This window comes from Mesorhizobium sp. M1406, assembly GCF_040317555.1.
In the GTDB taxonomy this organism is placed as follows: domain Bacteria; phylum Pseudomonadota; class Alphaproteobacteria; order Rhizobiales; family Rhizobiaceae; genus Mesorhizobium.
Window position 1 is genome coordinate 15242 of record NZ_JAMYKW010000057.1, and the last position, 15155, is coordinate 30396.

General features: G+C 63.0%; 20 protein-coding genes. 6 read left to right on the top strand and 14 right to left on the bottom strand.

Features of this window, described 5'->3' with window-relative positions:
- Positions 1–54: 54 nt before the first annotated feature.
- The 7 genes from NKH03_RS28550 to NKH03_RS28580 all read right to left on the bottom strand — a co-directional run bounded on the left by NKH03_RS28550 (position 55) and on the right by NKH03_RS28580 (position 5394).
- Positions 55–687: a hypothetical protein gene (locus tag NKH03_RS28550; RefSeq protein ID WP_352972152.1), complete on the bottom strand. Its 633-nt coding sequence runs from the start codon at positions 685–687 to the stop codon at positions 55–57.
- 43 nt (positions 688–730) lie between these two features.
- On the bottom strand, positions 731–1882 hold the full coding sequence (locus NKH03_RS28555) for a M24 family metallopeptidase (RefSeq protein WP_352863918.1): 1152 nt from the start codon (positions 1880–1882) through the stop codon (positions 731–733).
- Positions 1882–2676 carry a peptidoglycan editing factor PgeF gene (pgeF, locus tag NKH03_RS28560; RefSeq protein ID WP_352881135.1) on the bottom strand — a complete coding sequence of 265 codons (795 nt, stop codon included), beginning with the start codon at positions 2674–2676 and terminating at the stop codon, positions 1882–1884. The genes NKH03_RS28555 and pgeF overlap by 1 nt, the downstream gene beginning before the upstream one ends.
- 126 nt (positions 2677–2802) lie before the next feature.
- Positions 2803–3903, bottom strand: coding sequence for a class I SAM-dependent methyltransferase (locus NKH03_RS28565; RefSeq protein WP_352972154.1), 1101 nt, complete (start codon positions 3901–3903; stop codon positions 2803–2805).
- On the bottom strand, positions 3900–4754 hold the full coding sequence (lgt, locus tag NKH03_RS28570; RefSeq protein WP_352972156.1) for a prolipoprotein diacylglyceryl transferase: 855 nt from the start codon (positions 4752–4754) through the stop codon (positions 3900–3902). The genes NKH03_RS28565 and lgt overlap by 4 nt, the downstream gene beginning before the upstream one ends.
- Positions 4755–4897: 143 nt before the next feature.
- A complete protein-coding gene (locus tag NKH03_RS28575) occupies positions 4898–5137 on the bottom strand; it encodes a type II toxin-antitoxin system RelE/ParE family toxin (RefSeq protein WP_352972157.1) in 240 nt (79 codons plus the stop codon).
- Entirely contained in the window at positions 5134–5394 is a 261-nt protein-coding gene (locus NKH03_RS28580) for a type II toxin-antitoxin system ParD family antitoxin (RefSeq protein WP_352863974.1), read from the bottom strand. Before NKH03_RS28580 ends, NKH03_RS28575 begins: the two co-directional genes overlap by 4 nt.
- Before the next feature lie 161 nt (positions 5395–5555).
- On the opposite strand from NKH03_RS28580, the gene NKH03_RS28585 reads away from it, so the two are divergent.
- The 3 genes from NKH03_RS28585 (at position 5556) to NKH03_RS28595 (ending at position 7061) form a co-directional block, all read left to right on the top strand.
- Positions 5556–5858, top strand: a complete 303-nt coding sequence (locus NKH03_RS28585; protein ID WP_109659791.1) for an accessory factor UbiK family protein — start codon at positions 5556–5558, stop codon at positions 5856–5858.
- 324 nt (positions 5859–6182) lie between these two features.
- On the top strand, positions 6183–6683 hold the full coding sequence (locus NKH03_RS28590) for a type III secretion system chaperone family protein (protein ID WP_013893499.1): 501 nt from the start codon (positions 6183–6185) through the stop codon (positions 6681–6683).
- An 18-nt stretch (positions 6684–6701) separates the two neighbouring features.
- Complete coding sequence (locus NKH03_RS28595; RefSeq protein WP_352863908.1) at positions 6702–7061, top strand: tRNA-binding protein; 360 nt, start codon at positions 6702–6704, stop codon at positions 7059–7061.
- Here NKH03_RS28595 and NKH03_RS28600 read toward each other — a convergent pair.
- From NKH03_RS28600 to NKH03_RS28615, 4 genes are all read right to left on the bottom strand, one after another.
- On the bottom strand, positions 7058–8080 hold the full coding sequence (locus NKH03_RS28600) for a glycosyltransferase family 4 protein (protein ID WP_352972159.1): 1023 nt from the start codon (positions 8078–8080) through the stop codon (positions 7058–7060). The genes NKH03_RS28595 and NKH03_RS28600 overlap by 4 nt on opposite strands.
- Before the next feature lie 207 nt (positions 8081–8287).
- Positions 8288–9703 (bottom strand): ATP-binding protein, encoded by a 1416-nt coding sequence (locus NKH03_RS28605; RefSeq protein ID WP_352972161.1) that lies wholly within the window; start codon positions 9701–9703, stop codon positions 8288–8290.
- A gap of 49 nt (positions 9704–9752) precedes the next feature.
- On the bottom strand, positions 9753–10472 hold the full coding sequence (locus tag NKH03_RS28610) for a response regulator (protein ID WP_352972162.1): 720 nt from the start codon (positions 10470–10472) through the stop codon (positions 9753–9755).
- The gene (locus NKH03_RS28615; RefSeq protein ID WP_352881126.1) at positions 10459–10992 is read right to left on the bottom strand and encodes a MarR family winged helix-turn-helix transcriptional regulator; all 534 of its coding nucleotides are present in this window, start codon (positions 10990–10992) and stop codon (positions 10459–10461) included. The genes NKH03_RS28610 and NKH03_RS28615 overlap by 14 nt, the downstream gene beginning before the upstream one ends.
- Positions 10993–11237: 245 nt before the next feature.
- Between NKH03_RS28615 and NKH03_RS28620 the strand changes: the two genes are divergently transcribed.
- From NKH03_RS28620 to NKH03_RS28630, 3 genes are all read left to right on the top strand, one after another.
- Positions 11238–12131 carry a branched-chain amino acid aminotransferase gene (locus tag NKH03_RS28620; protein ID WP_352972164.1) on the top strand — a complete coding sequence of 298 codons (894 nt, stop codon included), beginning with the start codon at positions 11238–11240 and terminating at the stop codon, positions 12129–12131.
- Between the two features lie 145 nt (positions 12132–12276).
- On the top strand, positions 12277–12594 hold the full coding sequence (locus NKH03_RS28625) for a hypothetical protein (RefSeq protein ID WP_352972166.1): 318 nt from the start codon (positions 12277–12279) through the stop codon (positions 12592–12594).
- Positions 12595–12732: 138 nt separating this feature from the next.
- Positions 12733–13371 (top strand): MBL fold metallo-hydrolase, encoded by a 639-nt coding sequence (locus NKH03_RS28630; RefSeq protein ID WP_352863895.1) that lies wholly within the window; start codon positions 12733–12735, stop codon positions 13369–13371.
- Between the two features lie 94 nt (positions 13372–13465).
- On the opposite strand, the gene NKH03_RS28635 is transcribed toward NKH03_RS28630, so the two are convergent.
- From NKH03_RS28635 to NKH03_RS28645, 3 genes are all read right to left on the bottom strand, one after another.
- Positions 13466–13894, bottom strand: a complete 429-nt coding sequence (locus NKH03_RS28635; protein ID WP_352863893.1) for a BA14K family protein — start codon at positions 13892–13894, stop codon at positions 13466–13468.
- Positions 13895–14075: 181 nt separating this feature from the next.
- On the bottom strand, positions 14076–14288 hold the full coding sequence (locus NKH03_RS28640; protein ID WP_013530020.1) for a cold-shock protein: 213 nt from the start codon (positions 14286–14288) through the stop codon (positions 14076–14078).
- 315 nt (positions 14289–14603) lie between these two features.
- Complete coding sequence (locus tag NKH03_RS28645) at positions 14604–14816, bottom strand: cold-shock protein (protein WP_006202520.1); 213 nt, start codon at positions 14814–14816, stop codon at positions 14604–14606.
- Positions 14817–15155 lie beyond the last annotated feature (339 nt).

Below are 15155 nucleotides of genomic sequence, written 5' to 3' on the forward strand. Positions count from 1 at the left end.
CTCGTTGGGCATCGGATTTTCCCAAAACCGTCTCCACTTTTGGGTCCGATGCCTCTAGCCCGCCTTGCCGCCAAGCCAGGCCGCGAACTGGTCGATGGTCTGGTCGGCGATCGTCTGCATGGTGGCCGGCGAGACCGCCTTCCAGCTGTCGCCGCCGCTGCCGCCGGAATTGACCGAAGGCGCCTTCTGCTGGCCATTGATGCGGTGCAGGCGGTTGCCGGCCGGGTCATAGACGTCCCAGACATAGATGACGGTGGTGTCGGTGCCTTCAGACATCGTCGAGAAATAGCCTTTGAGAACATGCGTCGGGGTCTGGTCGGCGCTGCCGGCGAGCGTAATGCCGCGCTGCCGGGCGCGCGTCTGCAGCTCCGCCGTCAGCGGTGTCGCGGCCTCGACCGAGGGGCCGACGATCGGGGCGATCTGCAGACGGGTCTTCGCCAGGACGGCGGCGCTTTGCGCTTGTGTGACCGGTGTGGTGGCGGTTGTGGGAGCGCCCGCCACGGTGGTGGCAGGCGACGCCGGCGCCGGAACCGCTGCTGCCGTGTTGCCTTGCGTGGCGGGCAGCGTCTGGGCCGACGTCGCGGGCGGGGTGATGGCCGACGGTTCGAGCACGTCCTTTGCGTTGGTGCAGGCGCCAAGAGCCAATGCCACAAGCAATGACACGGTCGTCACATGCGATCGTCTCATTTGCCTTCTAACTCCTTGGCGAAGAACGCCTCTCATTATGGATTCACTGTACGATCAAGTCGAGATCATGGCGGGACAGCGGCTTGGGCTGGGATTCGGTGGTCAGGTAGGTGCGGCCAAGCGTCATCGCCGTCTCGGTTTCGGAATCCATGATGATCATGTGGGCGAACAGCGTCATGTTCGGCGCGATCGGTTCTGGGTTGCCCTGGTAAAACATCGGCATGTCCATCCAGGACGGCGTGAAACGGGCGCCGACCGAGTAGCCGCAGGCGTTCAGCCGGTGCTTGGTCAGGCCGTGCGCCTCCATGGTGCGGGCGTGGGCATCGAACACGTCGCCGAAGCTGTTGCCCGGCGCCATCGCCTTCTCGACGGCCAGAAGAGCGGCGCGGGCGGCGTCGAACAGCTCCTGATGGCGCTTCGAGACCTTGCCTGTCAGCACCGTGCGCATCATCGGTGCATGGTAGTGGTTGAAGACGCCGGCCCATTCAAGCGTCAGCTGGTCGTTCTTGGTGAGCTTGCGGCGGCCGGCCTTGTAGCGGCACAGCAGCGCGTCGACGCCGGAACCGATGATGAACTCGTTGGCCGGATAGTCGCCGCCGCCGGCGAAGACCGCGCCCTGCATGGCGGCCAGGATCAGGGCTTCGTCGCCGCCCTGCTTGATCAGCGGCAAGGCCGCGTCGAGCGCGTCGTCGGAGAGATTGGCGGCTTTCTCGGCCTTGGCGATCTCGGCCGGGCTCTTGAACAGGCGCAGCCGGCCGACGATGCCGGATGCATCGGCGATCTGGCCAAAGGTCTGCAATTGCTCATCCAAGCGGCGGCCGTTGAAGGCGGTCAGGCCATGGGTGTCGTATTCGACGCCGATACGGGCGCCGAGCAGGTCGAGCTCGTTGAGCAGGTTGCGCAGGTCGACCGCCGGATTGGCGCCGTTGCGGTCGGTCCACAGAACGATGTTGTCGATGATCGAGGTCTGGCGCGCCTGGCGCAGATCGGCCGAGCGGGTCAGAAGCACCATCGAACCGTCGGCCTTCACCACCAGGCACTGGAAGAAGCAGAAGCCGAACGTGTCGTAGCCGGTCAGCCAGTACATGCTCTCCTGCGCGAACAGCAGGATGGCGTCGAGCTTCTTCTCGGCCATCTCGATCATCAGCCGGTCGCGCCGCGCGTCGAATTCGGATCGTTCAAAATGCAGCGCCATTATTCCCTCTCCAAAACGATTGCCGAAACCTGCCGGCCGTAATCGGGCTCCTTGCGGTGCGTGGCGCGCCGGTAGGAGTAGAACAGATCTTCCTCGGCATAGGTGCAGCGTCCGAGGCCGTCGGCTGCTACACCGGCCTTGGCCAGACGGTCGACCGTGTAGCGGTTGAGGTCGAACATCGCATGGCCGGCGTTGGCGGAAGGCGCGAAATAGCCGATGTTTTCGGCGTCGGCCTCGACAAAGCGGGCAACGAATTCCGGCCCGACCTCATAGTTATCAGGGCCGATCGAGGGGCCGAGCACGGCGACGATGTTTTCGCGACGGGCGCCGAGGCTTTGCATGGCGAGGATGGTGTTTTCGAGCACGCCTGTGAGGGCGCCTTTCCAGCCGGCGTGTGCGGCGCCGATGATGCGCGCCTGCGGGTCGGCGAACAGGACCGGACCGCAATCGGCGGTCGAGGCGCCGATGGCGATGCCCGGCCGGTCGGTGACGATGGCGTCTGCCTTGGGGCGTTCGCCGGCAAAGGCTTCCCGGGCAATGACGACATCGGGCGAATGGATCTGCCAGGCAGTCAAGAGATGGGTTGCCGGTACACCCATCCAGGCTGCGACGCGGCCGCGGTTCTCGGCCACCAGCGCCTGATCGTCATCCGATCCGGTGCCGATGTTGAGGCCATGATAGATGCCGCTGGAGACACCGCCAATGCGGGTGAAATAGCCGTGGCGGATGCCTTGTGCCTGCGCCTTGTCCAGCAGCGGCGACCGAACGGGATCCGGTTTGGTCTGATTCAGCATGCGGGCGTTGTTGTCCGTGTGAGCGGTTTCGTCAAGAAGAAGGTGCTTCGTCGAGAAGAAGGCGAGGCTGGCGGTCCGGCCGCTTTTTTTGCCGGACGGGAGATTGGGAGGGGCGGCGGTGAAAAGTCAATCCGCAGCGAAGGGCGTTGTTGCGGAGAGTGGGGCGGCCACGCCGCGCGGCAGCACCGCAAGCACCTTGAACAGTTCGCCCATGGCGTGCGGGCCGGCGAGGCGCTCGACGGCCTCGGCAATCTTGTCGCGCGCCGCCTGGGAGGCATCGGCGCCGAGCCGGCCGGCGCGCTCGAGAATGCCCATGCCGAGCAGGAAATCGCCCTGCGTCGACAGATGGGCGTCGAGGCCGTGCGCGCGAACGGCTGCGGCAAGAGCGCCGAAATCGACATGGGTGGTGAGGTCGGCCTCGCCGGGATTGGCCAGCACATCTTCGTGATTGTGGCCGCGCAAGGCCTGCAGCGTGTCCCCGACGCCCGGCTGGAGATGGCCATAGTCGAGGAACAGGCCGGCACCGCCATGCTTGGATATGCGCTCGGCAATGGTCGCCATCAGCGCCGTGCGGGCCGGCGCCACTTCGACGATAGCGCCTTGCGGTGCGTCAGCGGCATCGGCGGGCAGCAGGGTCGGATCGACCGAACCGGCACCGGCGAAGAAGCGCAGCTCATTGGTGTCGTCGAGGCCGACCATGCGCTCGCGCCAGCCGGCGCCGGCGCGGACGAACTGGCGGACGGGCACGGCGTCGAACAGTTCGTTGCCGACTATGAACAGCGGCTGTTGCGGCAAGGTCTCGATGGTCTCGTGCCAGCCGATCACGAAGGGTGTGACGCCAAGCGTCTGTTTCTGCACCTCGGCCAGACGCGGGCTGGTCTCGATCATGGCGAAGGCGGCGCCGTTGGCCAGTTCAGGATCAAGCCGCGACAGGGTGCGCAGCATGTCCTTCATCAGCGTGCCGCGGCCAGGGCCGATCTCGGCGATGGTGGCCGGCAGCGGCCGGCCGCTCGCCAGCCAGGCCTGGTACATCCACACAGCGACCAGTTCGCCGAACATCTGGCTGATCTCCGGCGCGGTTATGAAGTCGCCGGCCGTGCCGAAGGGCTCGCGCGTCGTGTAATAACCGTCCTGCGGGTCGAACAGGCACAGTGCCATGTATTCGTTGATCGGGATCGGCCCCAACGCCTCGATCAGGTCGACGATGCGGGTTTTCAGCCGTGTCATGCCGGCCGCGGCTGCGCCACCGGCTTGGCGGTCAGCATCGCCCAGATGCCGGCCAGCACCATCGGCGTCGACAGGATCATGCCCATGGTCAGCCAGTTGGTGCCGAGGAGATAGCCGAGCTGCTGGTCGGGCTCGCGGAAGAACTCGACGAAGATGCGCGACAGGCCATAGCCGCAGATGAAGGCGCCGCCGACGAAGCGCGGCGTCTTCAGCTTGAGGCGAGAATGGGTGAGGATGCGCAGCACGAGGAACAGCATCACGCCCTCGAGCAGTGCCTCGTAGAGCTGGCTCGGGTGGCGGGCAAATGGCCCGCCATTGGGGAATTCGAACGCCCAGGGCACGTCGGTTGGCCGCCCCCACAGCTCGGAATTGATGAAGTTGGCGACGCGCACCAGGCCAAGGCCGACCGGCACGCCGGCGGCCACGACGTCAAACAGCGACCATGTGCGGATGCCGCGCTTGATGGAAAACAGCGTCATGGCGAGGATGACGCCCAGCAAGCCGCCATGGAACGACATGCCGCCTTGCCAGACCGCGAAGATGTCGAGCGGGTGGGCAATGTAACGCGCCAAATCGTAGAACAGCACATAGCCGGCGCGGCCGCCGAGCACGACGCCGATGGCCGCCCAGACGATGAAATCGTCGAGGTCTTCCGGCTTCATCGGCAGGACGCCATTCGGCCACAGCTTGGCATTGGCGGCGAGCCGCTTGGCGTACCACCAGGCGAACAGGATGCCGACGATGTAGCCGACGCCGTACCAGTGCACCGCCAGCGGCCCGATCTGGATGAGGATCGGGTTGATGTTGGGGAAGGGCAAGGAGGCCAGCGGCAGCAGGAAATATTCGTTCAACGGGGAACTCTCGATTGCGAACGCGTTTGGGCGCGGACCATGCGGCAGGCTTTTGGCAGGGTCAAGGCAAGGTGGACGTCGTCAACCGTCGGGGAACAGGATCGGTCCAAGGTCCATCGCGCCGTGCAGGATGTGCAGTATCTCTATGGTTTCTGGGCCAATGCGATAGAAATCAGATAGTTGCCATGGACGCGCCGCCGAATGCCTGAGGATCGATGCCGCTCGAAGAGTGGATACCGCTCCGGCATGGGGCGCAGTTCCATGCAATCGCGGCGCAATTCCTGAATGAACGTCACCGCACGAAATGGGTTGTGCAGCGCGATGTGGTCACCAATGGCTGCAAGGTCCGCTTCAGCCCGACGGGTGAAGACCAGCCGCTTCACCTGTTCTTCTCTGCCATCGCCTTGTATTTGGCTTCGAGTCTGTCCAGCACCTCGTCGCCGGGCTTCACCCGGCCAGCGTCGGCATCTGCAATGCCTTCTGCTAGGGCTGCGTCGAGGGTGGCAAGGCGCTTTTCCCGCTCTTCGACGAGGCGGACGCCCTCACGCAGCACTTCGCTCTTCGAATTGTAGCGACCGGTGCTGACGAGCTGGTTTACGATATCTTCGAGACGGGTGCCCAAGTCGGCGCTAATGGCCATGATGATGTTCCCAAAAAACACCCCAGATAATAATAGTTATTGATCGAACTTGCCAGTGATTTGAGCAAGGGCAGATCCGACTTGATGCCGCAGCAGGCTTCAACGTTCTTGCATTCCGCGCGCAGCGCCACTACGTCAATTCAAGCAAGCGAGGATTTGCCATGTCGACCGGACCGAACCGCATTCTCGATGAATTCGCCAAGCTGATGACCGACGCCGCCGGGGCCGCGCAGGGCGTGCGTCGTGAGGTCGAGACCGCCTTCAAGGGCCAGGCCGAGCGCATTCTCAACACCATGGACGTGGTGCAGCGCGAAGAGTTCGAAGCCGCGCGCGAGATGGCCGCCAAGGCCAGGGAAGAAAACACCCGCCTTGCCGCCCGCATCGAGGCGCTCGAGGCGAAGCTTGCCGAACTGGCCGGTGACGCCGCACCAGCGGCGGCGGCCAAGCCCCGCGCAAAAAAATAATCGTTAAACTTTTCCACATAGCCCGATCCTGAAAAGCGCTTTGCCGTGAATCGCTTAACGGCATTGCATGAATCTTTGTGACAGCGGCTTTCCACATGCGAATGACGCAGTGCGAAAAATTGGGCTGTTCACGCGACTCCCGATCAATAGACTGAATTTGTTGCATGATTCGGAGCAGGGTCATGCAGCCGGGCGGTGGGTCCGGTCTGGGGTCTTTGCGCGAAGAAAGTCCTGGCCGTCCGAGTTCTAGACAAGATTGTTCGTTGTGTGTGCCCTCCCGCGGAGCGTGTGGCGGCGCTCGTACAGAACGACAGGAAGCATTCCATGGAACTTCTCGAACTCGAATTCTCCCGCGAAATCCATCCGGTGGATGTTATCGAGCAGGTGGCCCACAACAACGACTGGTCCTTTGAGCGGGCCGGCGACGACGAGATTTCGATCTCGGTTGCCGGAAGCTGGACCGACTATCACGTCTCCTTCTCGTGGATGGAGGATTTCGAAGCGCTGCACCTGGCCTGTGCCTTCGACATCAAGGTGCCGGAGACCCGCGCGCTGGAAGTGATGCGGCTGCTGTCGCTCATCAACGAACAGATGCTGTTTGGCCATTTCGACCTCTGGGAGCAGGAGGGCGCGATCATGTTCCGCCAGTCGCTGCTTTTGGCCGGTGGCGTCGAACCGTCGAGCCAGCAGGTCGAAGTGTTGCTGTCGTCAGCGCTGGAAGCCTGCGAATGCTATTTCCAGGCCTTCCAGTTCGTCGTCTGGTCGGGAACCTCGGCCAAGGACGCATTGGCCGGCGTGCTGTTCGAGACCTACGGCAACGCCTGAACCACGGTAAGACGGAAGATGAGTTCGAGCAGCGCGCTTAAGCCCGAGATCAGTTTTGCCGATTTCGATCGTGTCGACATCCGCGCCGGCACGATCGTCGAAGCCGAACCGTTTCCGGAGGCGCGCAAGCCGGCATTCAAGCTGAAGATCGATTTCGGCGCCGACATCGGCATCAAGAAATCGTCGGCGCAGATCACCAAATACTATGCACCGGAGACGCTGATCGGCCGGCAGGTGTTCGCGGTGGTCAATTTCCCGCCGCGCCAGATCGGGCCGTTCATGTCGGAAGTGCTGACGCTCGGCTTTCCCGACGAGGAGGGTGCCGTGGTGCTCGGCGCCATCGAGCGCAAGGTGCCGGACGGCGGCAGGTTATTTTAGGCCGCCAGCTTCCGCGTCGTTCCCAGTGCCTCCTCGACCGTGTCGAGGAACATTTCGGCGCAGGCTTTCCAGCTGTAGCGCATGGCGCGTTCGCGCGCCTGCGCGCGGTCGACGTTGAGGGCGGCGAGCGAGGCCTCGCGCAGATCATTGGAAACAGCGCCGCCAAAGCCGTCGCCGACGATGTCGATCGGCCCTGTCACCGGATAGGCGGCGACCGGCGTGCCGCTGGCCAGCGCCTCGATGATGACGTTGCCGAAAGTGTCGGTGCGGCTCGGGAAGACGAAGACGTCGGCCGAGGCATAGATCTCGGCCAGTTCGTCATTAGGGCGGTGGCCTAGGAAATGCGCCTGTGGGTATTTCACCTTCAGCCTGGCAAGCTCGGGACCCTCGCCGACGACCACCTTGCTGCCGGGCAGGTCGAGGTCGAGGAAGGCGCTCAGGTTCTTTTCGATGGCGACGCGGCCGACGCAGAGGAAGACCGGCCCGGGGAAGCCGAGATCCTTCTTCTTGTCCGGCCGGAAATGGTCGGTGTCGACGCCGCGCGTCCAGGGCCGCAGCTTGGTGAAGCCGCGCGCCGAAAGGTCGTCGGCGAGCGACTGGGTGGCGACCAGCGTGCCCTGGCCGGAATTGTGGAAATCGCGCAGCCAGCGATAGGCCCAGCTTTCCGGCACCGGCAGGCGGGCGCTGAGATACTCGGGAAGGCGCGTGTGATAGCTGGTGGTGAACGGCCGGCCGGCATTGCGGCAATAGCGCCGCGCCATGATGCCGAGCGGACCCTCGGTGACGATATGGATATGGTCGGCCTTGCCGGCCTCGATCAGGCGCGCGACATGGCCGGGCGTGGTCAGCGCCAGCCTTATGTCCGGATAGGTCGGCAAGGGCAGTGTGCGAAAGATGTTGGGCGTCAGGAAATCGACCGCGACATCGAAGGATTTCAGCGTTTCGGTGAGCCGCTCCAGCGTGTGGACGACGCCGTTGACCTGCGGGCGCCAGGCGTCGGTGACCATCAATATGCGCATGGCGGCCCTTTGCAGGAAAGGTCGACGGTTGCCTTGAGACGCTGCCGGAACGGCGACCAGCCTGCTGCCCTCGCTTCGCTCCGGCGCACCCGGACGGGCACGGGGTCGAAGTGAGGCGGCAAGGCCGAATCAATTGAGGTCGCGCGCTTCATGCGCGCTCTTGATCATGGTTTCATGACGGGCGGATGAAGCCCGGTCCTCCGCGGATTATGCGGGAACCTTGATCACCGCTCGCAGGCCGCCGAGCGGGCTGTCGTCCAGGGTGATGTCGCCGCCGTGGCTGCGGGCGATGTCGCGGGCAATCGACAGGCCGAGCCCGGTGCCGCTGGCGTCGAGGTTGCGCGCCTCGTCGAGCCGCACGAAAGGCTTGAACACGTCTTCGCGCCTGTCGGCCGGAATGCCTGGGCCGTCATCGTCGATGGTAACCAGCAGCGAGCCGCGGCCATGGGTGGCGTTGACCTCCACCGTCTTGGCATAGCGGAAGGCGTTGCCGATGACGTTGGACATCAGCCGGGCAAAGGCGTTCGGCCGCACATGCACATCGGGGTCACCGGCAAGCGTCGTCGACAGCTTGCGCTTGCGCAGCCTGGCCTCCTCGCCCAGCTTCTCGAAATAAGCTTCGAGATCGAACCGTCCGGCGTCTTCCGAAGCCTCGCCACGGGCAAAGGCGAGATAGCCTTCGAGCATCGACTGCATGTCGTCGATGTCCTGGTCGAGTGCCGCCTTGGTCTCGGCCTTGCCGCCGGCCAGCGCCAACTGCAGCTTGAAGCGGGTGAGGATGGTACGCAGATCATGACTGACACCGGTCAGCATGGCGGTGCGTTGCTCGATCTGGCGTTCGATGCGCTCGCGCATCTGCATGAAGGCAAAGCCGGCGCGACGAACCTCCTCGGCGCCACGCGGCCGGAAATCGCGCGGCATCGGCCGGCCCTTGCCGAAGCTTTCGGCGGCTTCGGCAAGCGTCAGGATCGGCCGGATCTGGTTGCGCAGGAAGGGGATGGCGATCATCAGGAGCACCAGCGAGGTGCCGACCATCCAAATCAGGAAGATGTGGGTATTCGAGGCATAGGCCTGGCTGCGGCGCACGAAGACGCGCAGCACCTTGTTCTCGAGCTGGACGCGCACCTCGATGATGTTGGAATTGCCGACCGTGTCGATCCAGAACGGCCGGTTGATCTGGCGGGTGATTTCGGACGAGAGAACGTCATCGAGGATGGAGAAGAAAGGTTTGGGTCCTGGCGGCGGCAAAGGGTCGGGCGGCAGCAGGTCGACCTTCAACTGCATGCGGTCCTGGGCGATGCGGATGATGCTGGTGTAGTCGGCGTCTTGCGGGTAGGTCTCGATCAGGTCGACGATGGCGGCGATGTCGCGCACGGTGGCTTGCGACAGGCGCTGCGTCACGGTTGCCCAATGGCGCTCCATGAAGACGAAGGCGACGACCGATTGCAGCAGGATCATCGGCGCGATGACGATGATCAGCGAGCGGGCATAGAGCCGCTTGGGCATATAGAGCGAGACGAGGCGCCAGAAGCGGTTCCAGGCGCGTGGCACCGCCTTCAGCGGCCGCGTGGCGCGTGCGCTCAAGCCGCCATTGCCCGGCTGTTCCAGTTCCGTGGTTGCCATTCGCTCTTTTCGCTTGCCCGCGGCCGTTCAGCCGGCCGCAGGCGGCATTCTATTCCACGCTGAGCCGATACCCAATACCGCGCACGGTCTGCAGCCAGACCGGATTGGACGGATCGCGCTCGATCTTGCGGCGCAGCCGGTTGATCTGGACGTCGATGGTGCGCTCGCCGACTTCCGAATCGTCGCCGACAAGCTCGTGGCGAGGTATCGTCTCACCTGCCCGCGCGGCGAAGATCGCCAGGATCTCCTGCTCGCGGTCGGTCAGCTTCAACGCCTCGCCGCCACGCTTCAATTCGCGCCTGGCGATCTGGAAGGTGTAGGGGCCGAAAACCAACTGCTCGACCTTCGGCGTGGTCGCCGGGCCGCCGCGGCGCAGGATGTTGTTGATGCGCAGGATCAGCTCGCGCGGATCGAAAGGTTTCGGCAGATAGTCGTCGGCGCCGGCCTCCAGCCCGCTGATGCGGCTGTCGGTCTCCGACAGCGCCGTCAGCATCAGGATCGGTACGTTCTTTTCGGTGCGCAGCGACTTGGTCAGGTCGACGCCTGTCTCGCCGGGCATCATGACGTCGAGCACCAGAAGGTCGAAGTCGAGGCCGGCAAGTTTGCGCCTGGCTTCGTCGGCATTGCCGGCGACGGTGACGCGAAAGCCGTTTTCGGTCAGATACTGCTTGAGAAGATTGCGGATGCGGGTGTCGTCGTCGACCACAAGCAGATGCGGTGCGTCATCGTCCGGTGCGGCCGCGTGATCTACCCGTTCAGTGCTCTCCATGGTTTTTCCCTGACATTTTTGCGGACCCCAGGTCGATCTGCGCTCTCAGTTCCGGATCGACCATCGCTTCGAGGAACCGTTCCACCAAGGTCCGTTCGGTTATTCCGGAATCTTCCAATGCAGCATGGATGCGGCGCGACTGTGGCCGCGCCAGCGCCAGCGCCAGCGCACGGCCCTTGGCCGTCGGATAAAGCTCCCGCTGGCGGCGGTCGCGTGGACCTTGCAACTGCACGACATGATCGGTGTCGATCAACTGCTTGAGCACGCGGGCCAGGCTCTGCTTGGTGATCTTCAGCACGTCGAGCAGTTCGGCGACCGTCAGGCCCGGCCTGCGGTTGACGAAATGCAGCACCCGGTGATGGGCACGGCCGAAACCGTAATCGGCCAGGATCTGATCCGGATCGGAGGTGAAGTCACGATAGGCGAAGAAGAGCAATTCGATGATGGCGAAGTCGATGCCGTCCTCGTCTGACATCGCGGTCCTGATCGGTTTCCCGGCTGCGTGGCTACGATCCGTCATCATTTCTCCGTTGGAAAGAGAGATTATGTCAGTACTATTGACGTAATTTCCCTGCAATGGTAATTTTTGACAAGCTTTTGGGCGCATTGCGAACGAAAAGGCAAGGCAAGCCGGTTTTTCCGGAACTTCCTTAGTTTGCCAGAGCGCAATTATCCGCCTACGCTCCTGAAAAAGCCGCCTTCGATAGGCGACAAGAACACACAACGACAAAACACTATGCGGGCTGCCGCCCGCGGGAGGTTACCATGGCATCCGTTCCCTTCGATCAACTGGAAGGCTTCATCTGGATGAACGGCGAATTCGTCCAATGGGGTGACGCCAAGATCCATGTGCTGACCCATGGTCTGCATTACGCCAGCGCCGTCTTCGAGGGCGAGCGCGCCTATGGCGGCGAGATATTCAAGCTCAACGAACACACCGAGCGCCTGCATGAATCAGCGCGCCTGCTCGGCTTCAAGATTCCCTATTCGGTGGCCGAGCTCAACGACGCCTCCACCACGCTTCTGAAGAAGCAGGGTTTCCAGGACGCCTATGTCCGGCCGATCGCCTGGCGCGGCAGCGAACAGATGGGCGTTTCGGCACAGAACAACCGCATCAACTGCGCCATCGCCATCTGGCAGTGGCCGAGCTATTTCGATCCGGCGCAGAAGCTGAAAGGCATCCGTCTCGACGTGGCGGAATGGCGCCGGCCCGACCCGCGCACCGCACCGTCCAAATCGAAGGCCGCCGGCCTCTACATGATCTGCACCATGTCCAAGCACGCCGCCGAGGCCAAGGGCTATGCCGACGCCATGATGCTCGACTGGCGCGGCCAGGTCGCGGAAGCGACCGGCGCCAACATCTTCTTCGTCAAGGACGGCAAGATCCACACGCCCATGCCCGACTGCTTCCTCGACGGCATCACCCGCCGCACGGTCATTGGGTTGGCCAAGGATCGCGGTCTGGAGGTGATCGAACGCGCAATCCTGCCGGAAGAGCTGGAAGGCTTCCAGCAGTGCTTCCTGACCGGCACCGCAGCGGAAGTAACGCCGGTGTCGGAGATCGGACCTTACCGATTCGAGGTCGGTGAAATCGCCAAGAACCTTATGGATGACTATTCTGCCGCCGTTCAACCCAAGCACGCGATCGCCGCGGAATAACGATAGTCACAGCTTTTTTAGCAAGCAGGGGCGGTTTTAGCGCCGCCCCTTTTATTTAAGCATTCTTGCATTTGACTTTCGTCCAATTCGGCGTCTCATGATGCTGTCGGCCCGGGAGGCTGGCAGTTATGGAGGGACTAATCATATGGACATGAACACGCTTCTTCCGATCATCGTACAGGTGATTACAGGTATCATCGGTGGTCAGGCGGTCGGTGCGGCGCTCAAGACGGCGGCGATGGGTCAGCTTCCCAAAATCCTGGGCGGAGCCATTGGCGGCGTCAGCGGCGCGGCGATCCTCGGCAGCCTGCTTGGTGGCGGCGCGGTTGATCCGGCGGCTGCGGCAGCGGCAACGAGCGGTCTCGGCAGCGCGCTGAACCTGCAGAATATCATCGGCGGCGCCGGCGGCGGCGCGATCCTGACCGGCATTCTCGGCGCGGTCATGGGCGCGATGAAGAAGTAAGCAGGGGCCGTTCGGTCTTCAAATGGGCGGCTTCGGCCGCCCATTTCCGTTTTGGGGCTACTGACTGTTCGCCCTTCGGGGGGTGGACGCCCTTTACCAGCGTCTCTAAATCACGGCTGGCATAGCGAAAGGACGATTATGGGTCAGCTCAATGCCGGCATCGTGCCGGTCACACCGTTCCAGCAGAATTGCACCATCCTGTTCGACATGGATGACAAGCACGGTGTGGTCATCGATCCGGGCGGTGACATCGACAAGGTGCTGGCGGCGCTGAAGGACAATTCGGTATCAGCCGATGCGATCTGGATAACGCATGGCCATATCGACCATGCCGGCGGCGCCATGGAGCTAAAGGAAGCGCTCGGCGTCGAGATCATCGGCCCGCATGAGGCCGATAAGTCGCTGCTCGACAATCTGGAAAACCAAGGCAGGCGCTACGGCATTGCCGGCGCGCGCAACTGCGTGCCCGACCGGTTCCTGACCGAAGGCGAGACCGTCTCGTTCGGCTCGCATGTGTTCGAGGTGTTGCACTGCCCCGGCCATGCGCCCGGCCATGTCGTCTACTACAACCGCGCGGCCAAGTTCGCCCATGTCGGCGATGTGCTGTTTCGCGGCTCGGTCGGCCGCACCGACCTGCCGGGCGGCGACCATGCGGCGCTGATCGCCTCGATCAAGGACAAGCTCCTGCCGCTCGGCGACGACATCGGCTTCATCTGCGGCCACGGTCCCGGTGGACGTTTTGGCGAGGAGCGGCGGACCAATCCTTTCCTCGTTTAGGGCTGCCGATATCACCGGTCCCAAATCCTGCGATGCTCCAAACAAAAAAGCGCTGGCCTTGCGGTCAGCGCTTTTTGTTTGGGGCAGGGAAGCCTCAGTTGGCGGTGCAGAAATGCTGTTCGCCGTCATTGCCGGTGAACGTGCCGGTACGGGAATTGAAGGTGCGGTAGCGGTCCGAGCAGTATTCGTACCAGTCACGCGTCCACGGCTCGGCATAACGATCGGCGTAGACAACCCTCGGCTCCGCATAGTAGCGGCGGACCGGGGCCGGGCGCACCACCACGTCACGATCGTAGTAACCGTCATCGTAGTAGCGGTCAGCGTAGGGCGGGGGCCGGTCATTGGCCAACGCGCCACCGATCAGAGCGCCGGCCGCGAGGCCGAGGACGCCGGCGGCGATCGCATCGCCATTGCCGTGATGGCCGTGACGGCGCCAGTCACGCGCATCGGCTGCGGGCAAGGTCGCAAGCGTGGTGGCGGCCACGGCAGCGGCCAGGACGGCGGTTTTGAAAATTCGGTTCATCTTGGTCTCCTTCGTGCCGGCCCGTGCAGTTTCGGGGGATGCGGTCCGGCTTTACCAAAGACTAATATGCGACCGTGGCTGAACGGGGGCTGAACGGATTTTGACGTGCTTATTCAAAAAAGACGTCAAAAATCACACGCTCTCAAGGGGCGAAACTGCCCGCCCACAGCCTGAAGCCGGCTCAGCCGACCGACAGGTTGACGGCCTTCGGTCCCTTGCCACGCTTGTCCGGCTCGGTGTCGAATGACACTTTCTGCCCATCCTCGAGACCGGGAAGACCGGACGCCTGCACGGCTGAAATATGGACGAAAACATCCTTCGCGCCATCATCGGGCGTGATGAAGCCGAAGCCCTTGGCATGGTTGAAGAATTTGACGGTGCCGGTCTGCGGCATGGGAAGCTCCTTTGTCCCATAAACTCCAGTCTCGGGCCGGCAAATGCCCGAGAGGAAATTTGTCCTTTATTTTAGCGTCATCGGCAAGAGAAAGTTTTACGGGCAGTCAAAGGGCGTCGCGACGATCTTCGGGTCCTTGTTTTCATGCCTATCGTCCCCCCAAACCGGTCACTTTTGGGCGACATGCATTGGTCCGCGTCTTCGGCACGAAAAAGGCGCGACAAAGATCGCCGCGCCTTTCAAAATTCAAATCCCTCTCCAAGCCAGGTTCAGGCGTTGGAGCCTCCGTCGCGCGTCCGAGGACGTCCCGATAGCTCAGGCCGCGCGGAGATTGACGGCCTTGGGGCCTTTGCCCATGCGGTCCGGCTCGACGTCGAAGGTGACCTTCTGGCCGTCGACGAGCGTGCGCAGGCCCGAAGCCTCGATGGCGGAAATATGGACGAACACATCCTTGGCGCCGCCATCGGGCGTGATGAAACCGAAGCCTTTGGTCGCGTTGAAGAATTTAACGGTGCCGGTCTGGGCCATTGGGGAAACTCCTTCACCCGTTCAGTCTTTGGTGGTTCTGCCCGCCGCCTGGCGCAAAGGGCAGTTCCCGGTGGTTGCTTCGGCAGTCATGCATTGGCGCATGGTCAAAACCCCCCGCCGAAAACGGGGCCGTCAGAGATTCACAGTATCGGGGAAAGGTCGTCCAAAACGTTCCGCTCTCCGGGTCGCAAATGCCCGAACACGGAATTTATCGCACGGAAACGTGATGGTTGCAAGATAGCGCCGCGGGCCGCCCAGGGCAATCGGGTGAGTTAACGCGTGACAAGGGGTTTAGGAGCTGAATCTGTCGAGAGCATCTGATTCTTTGAAGGATGCTTT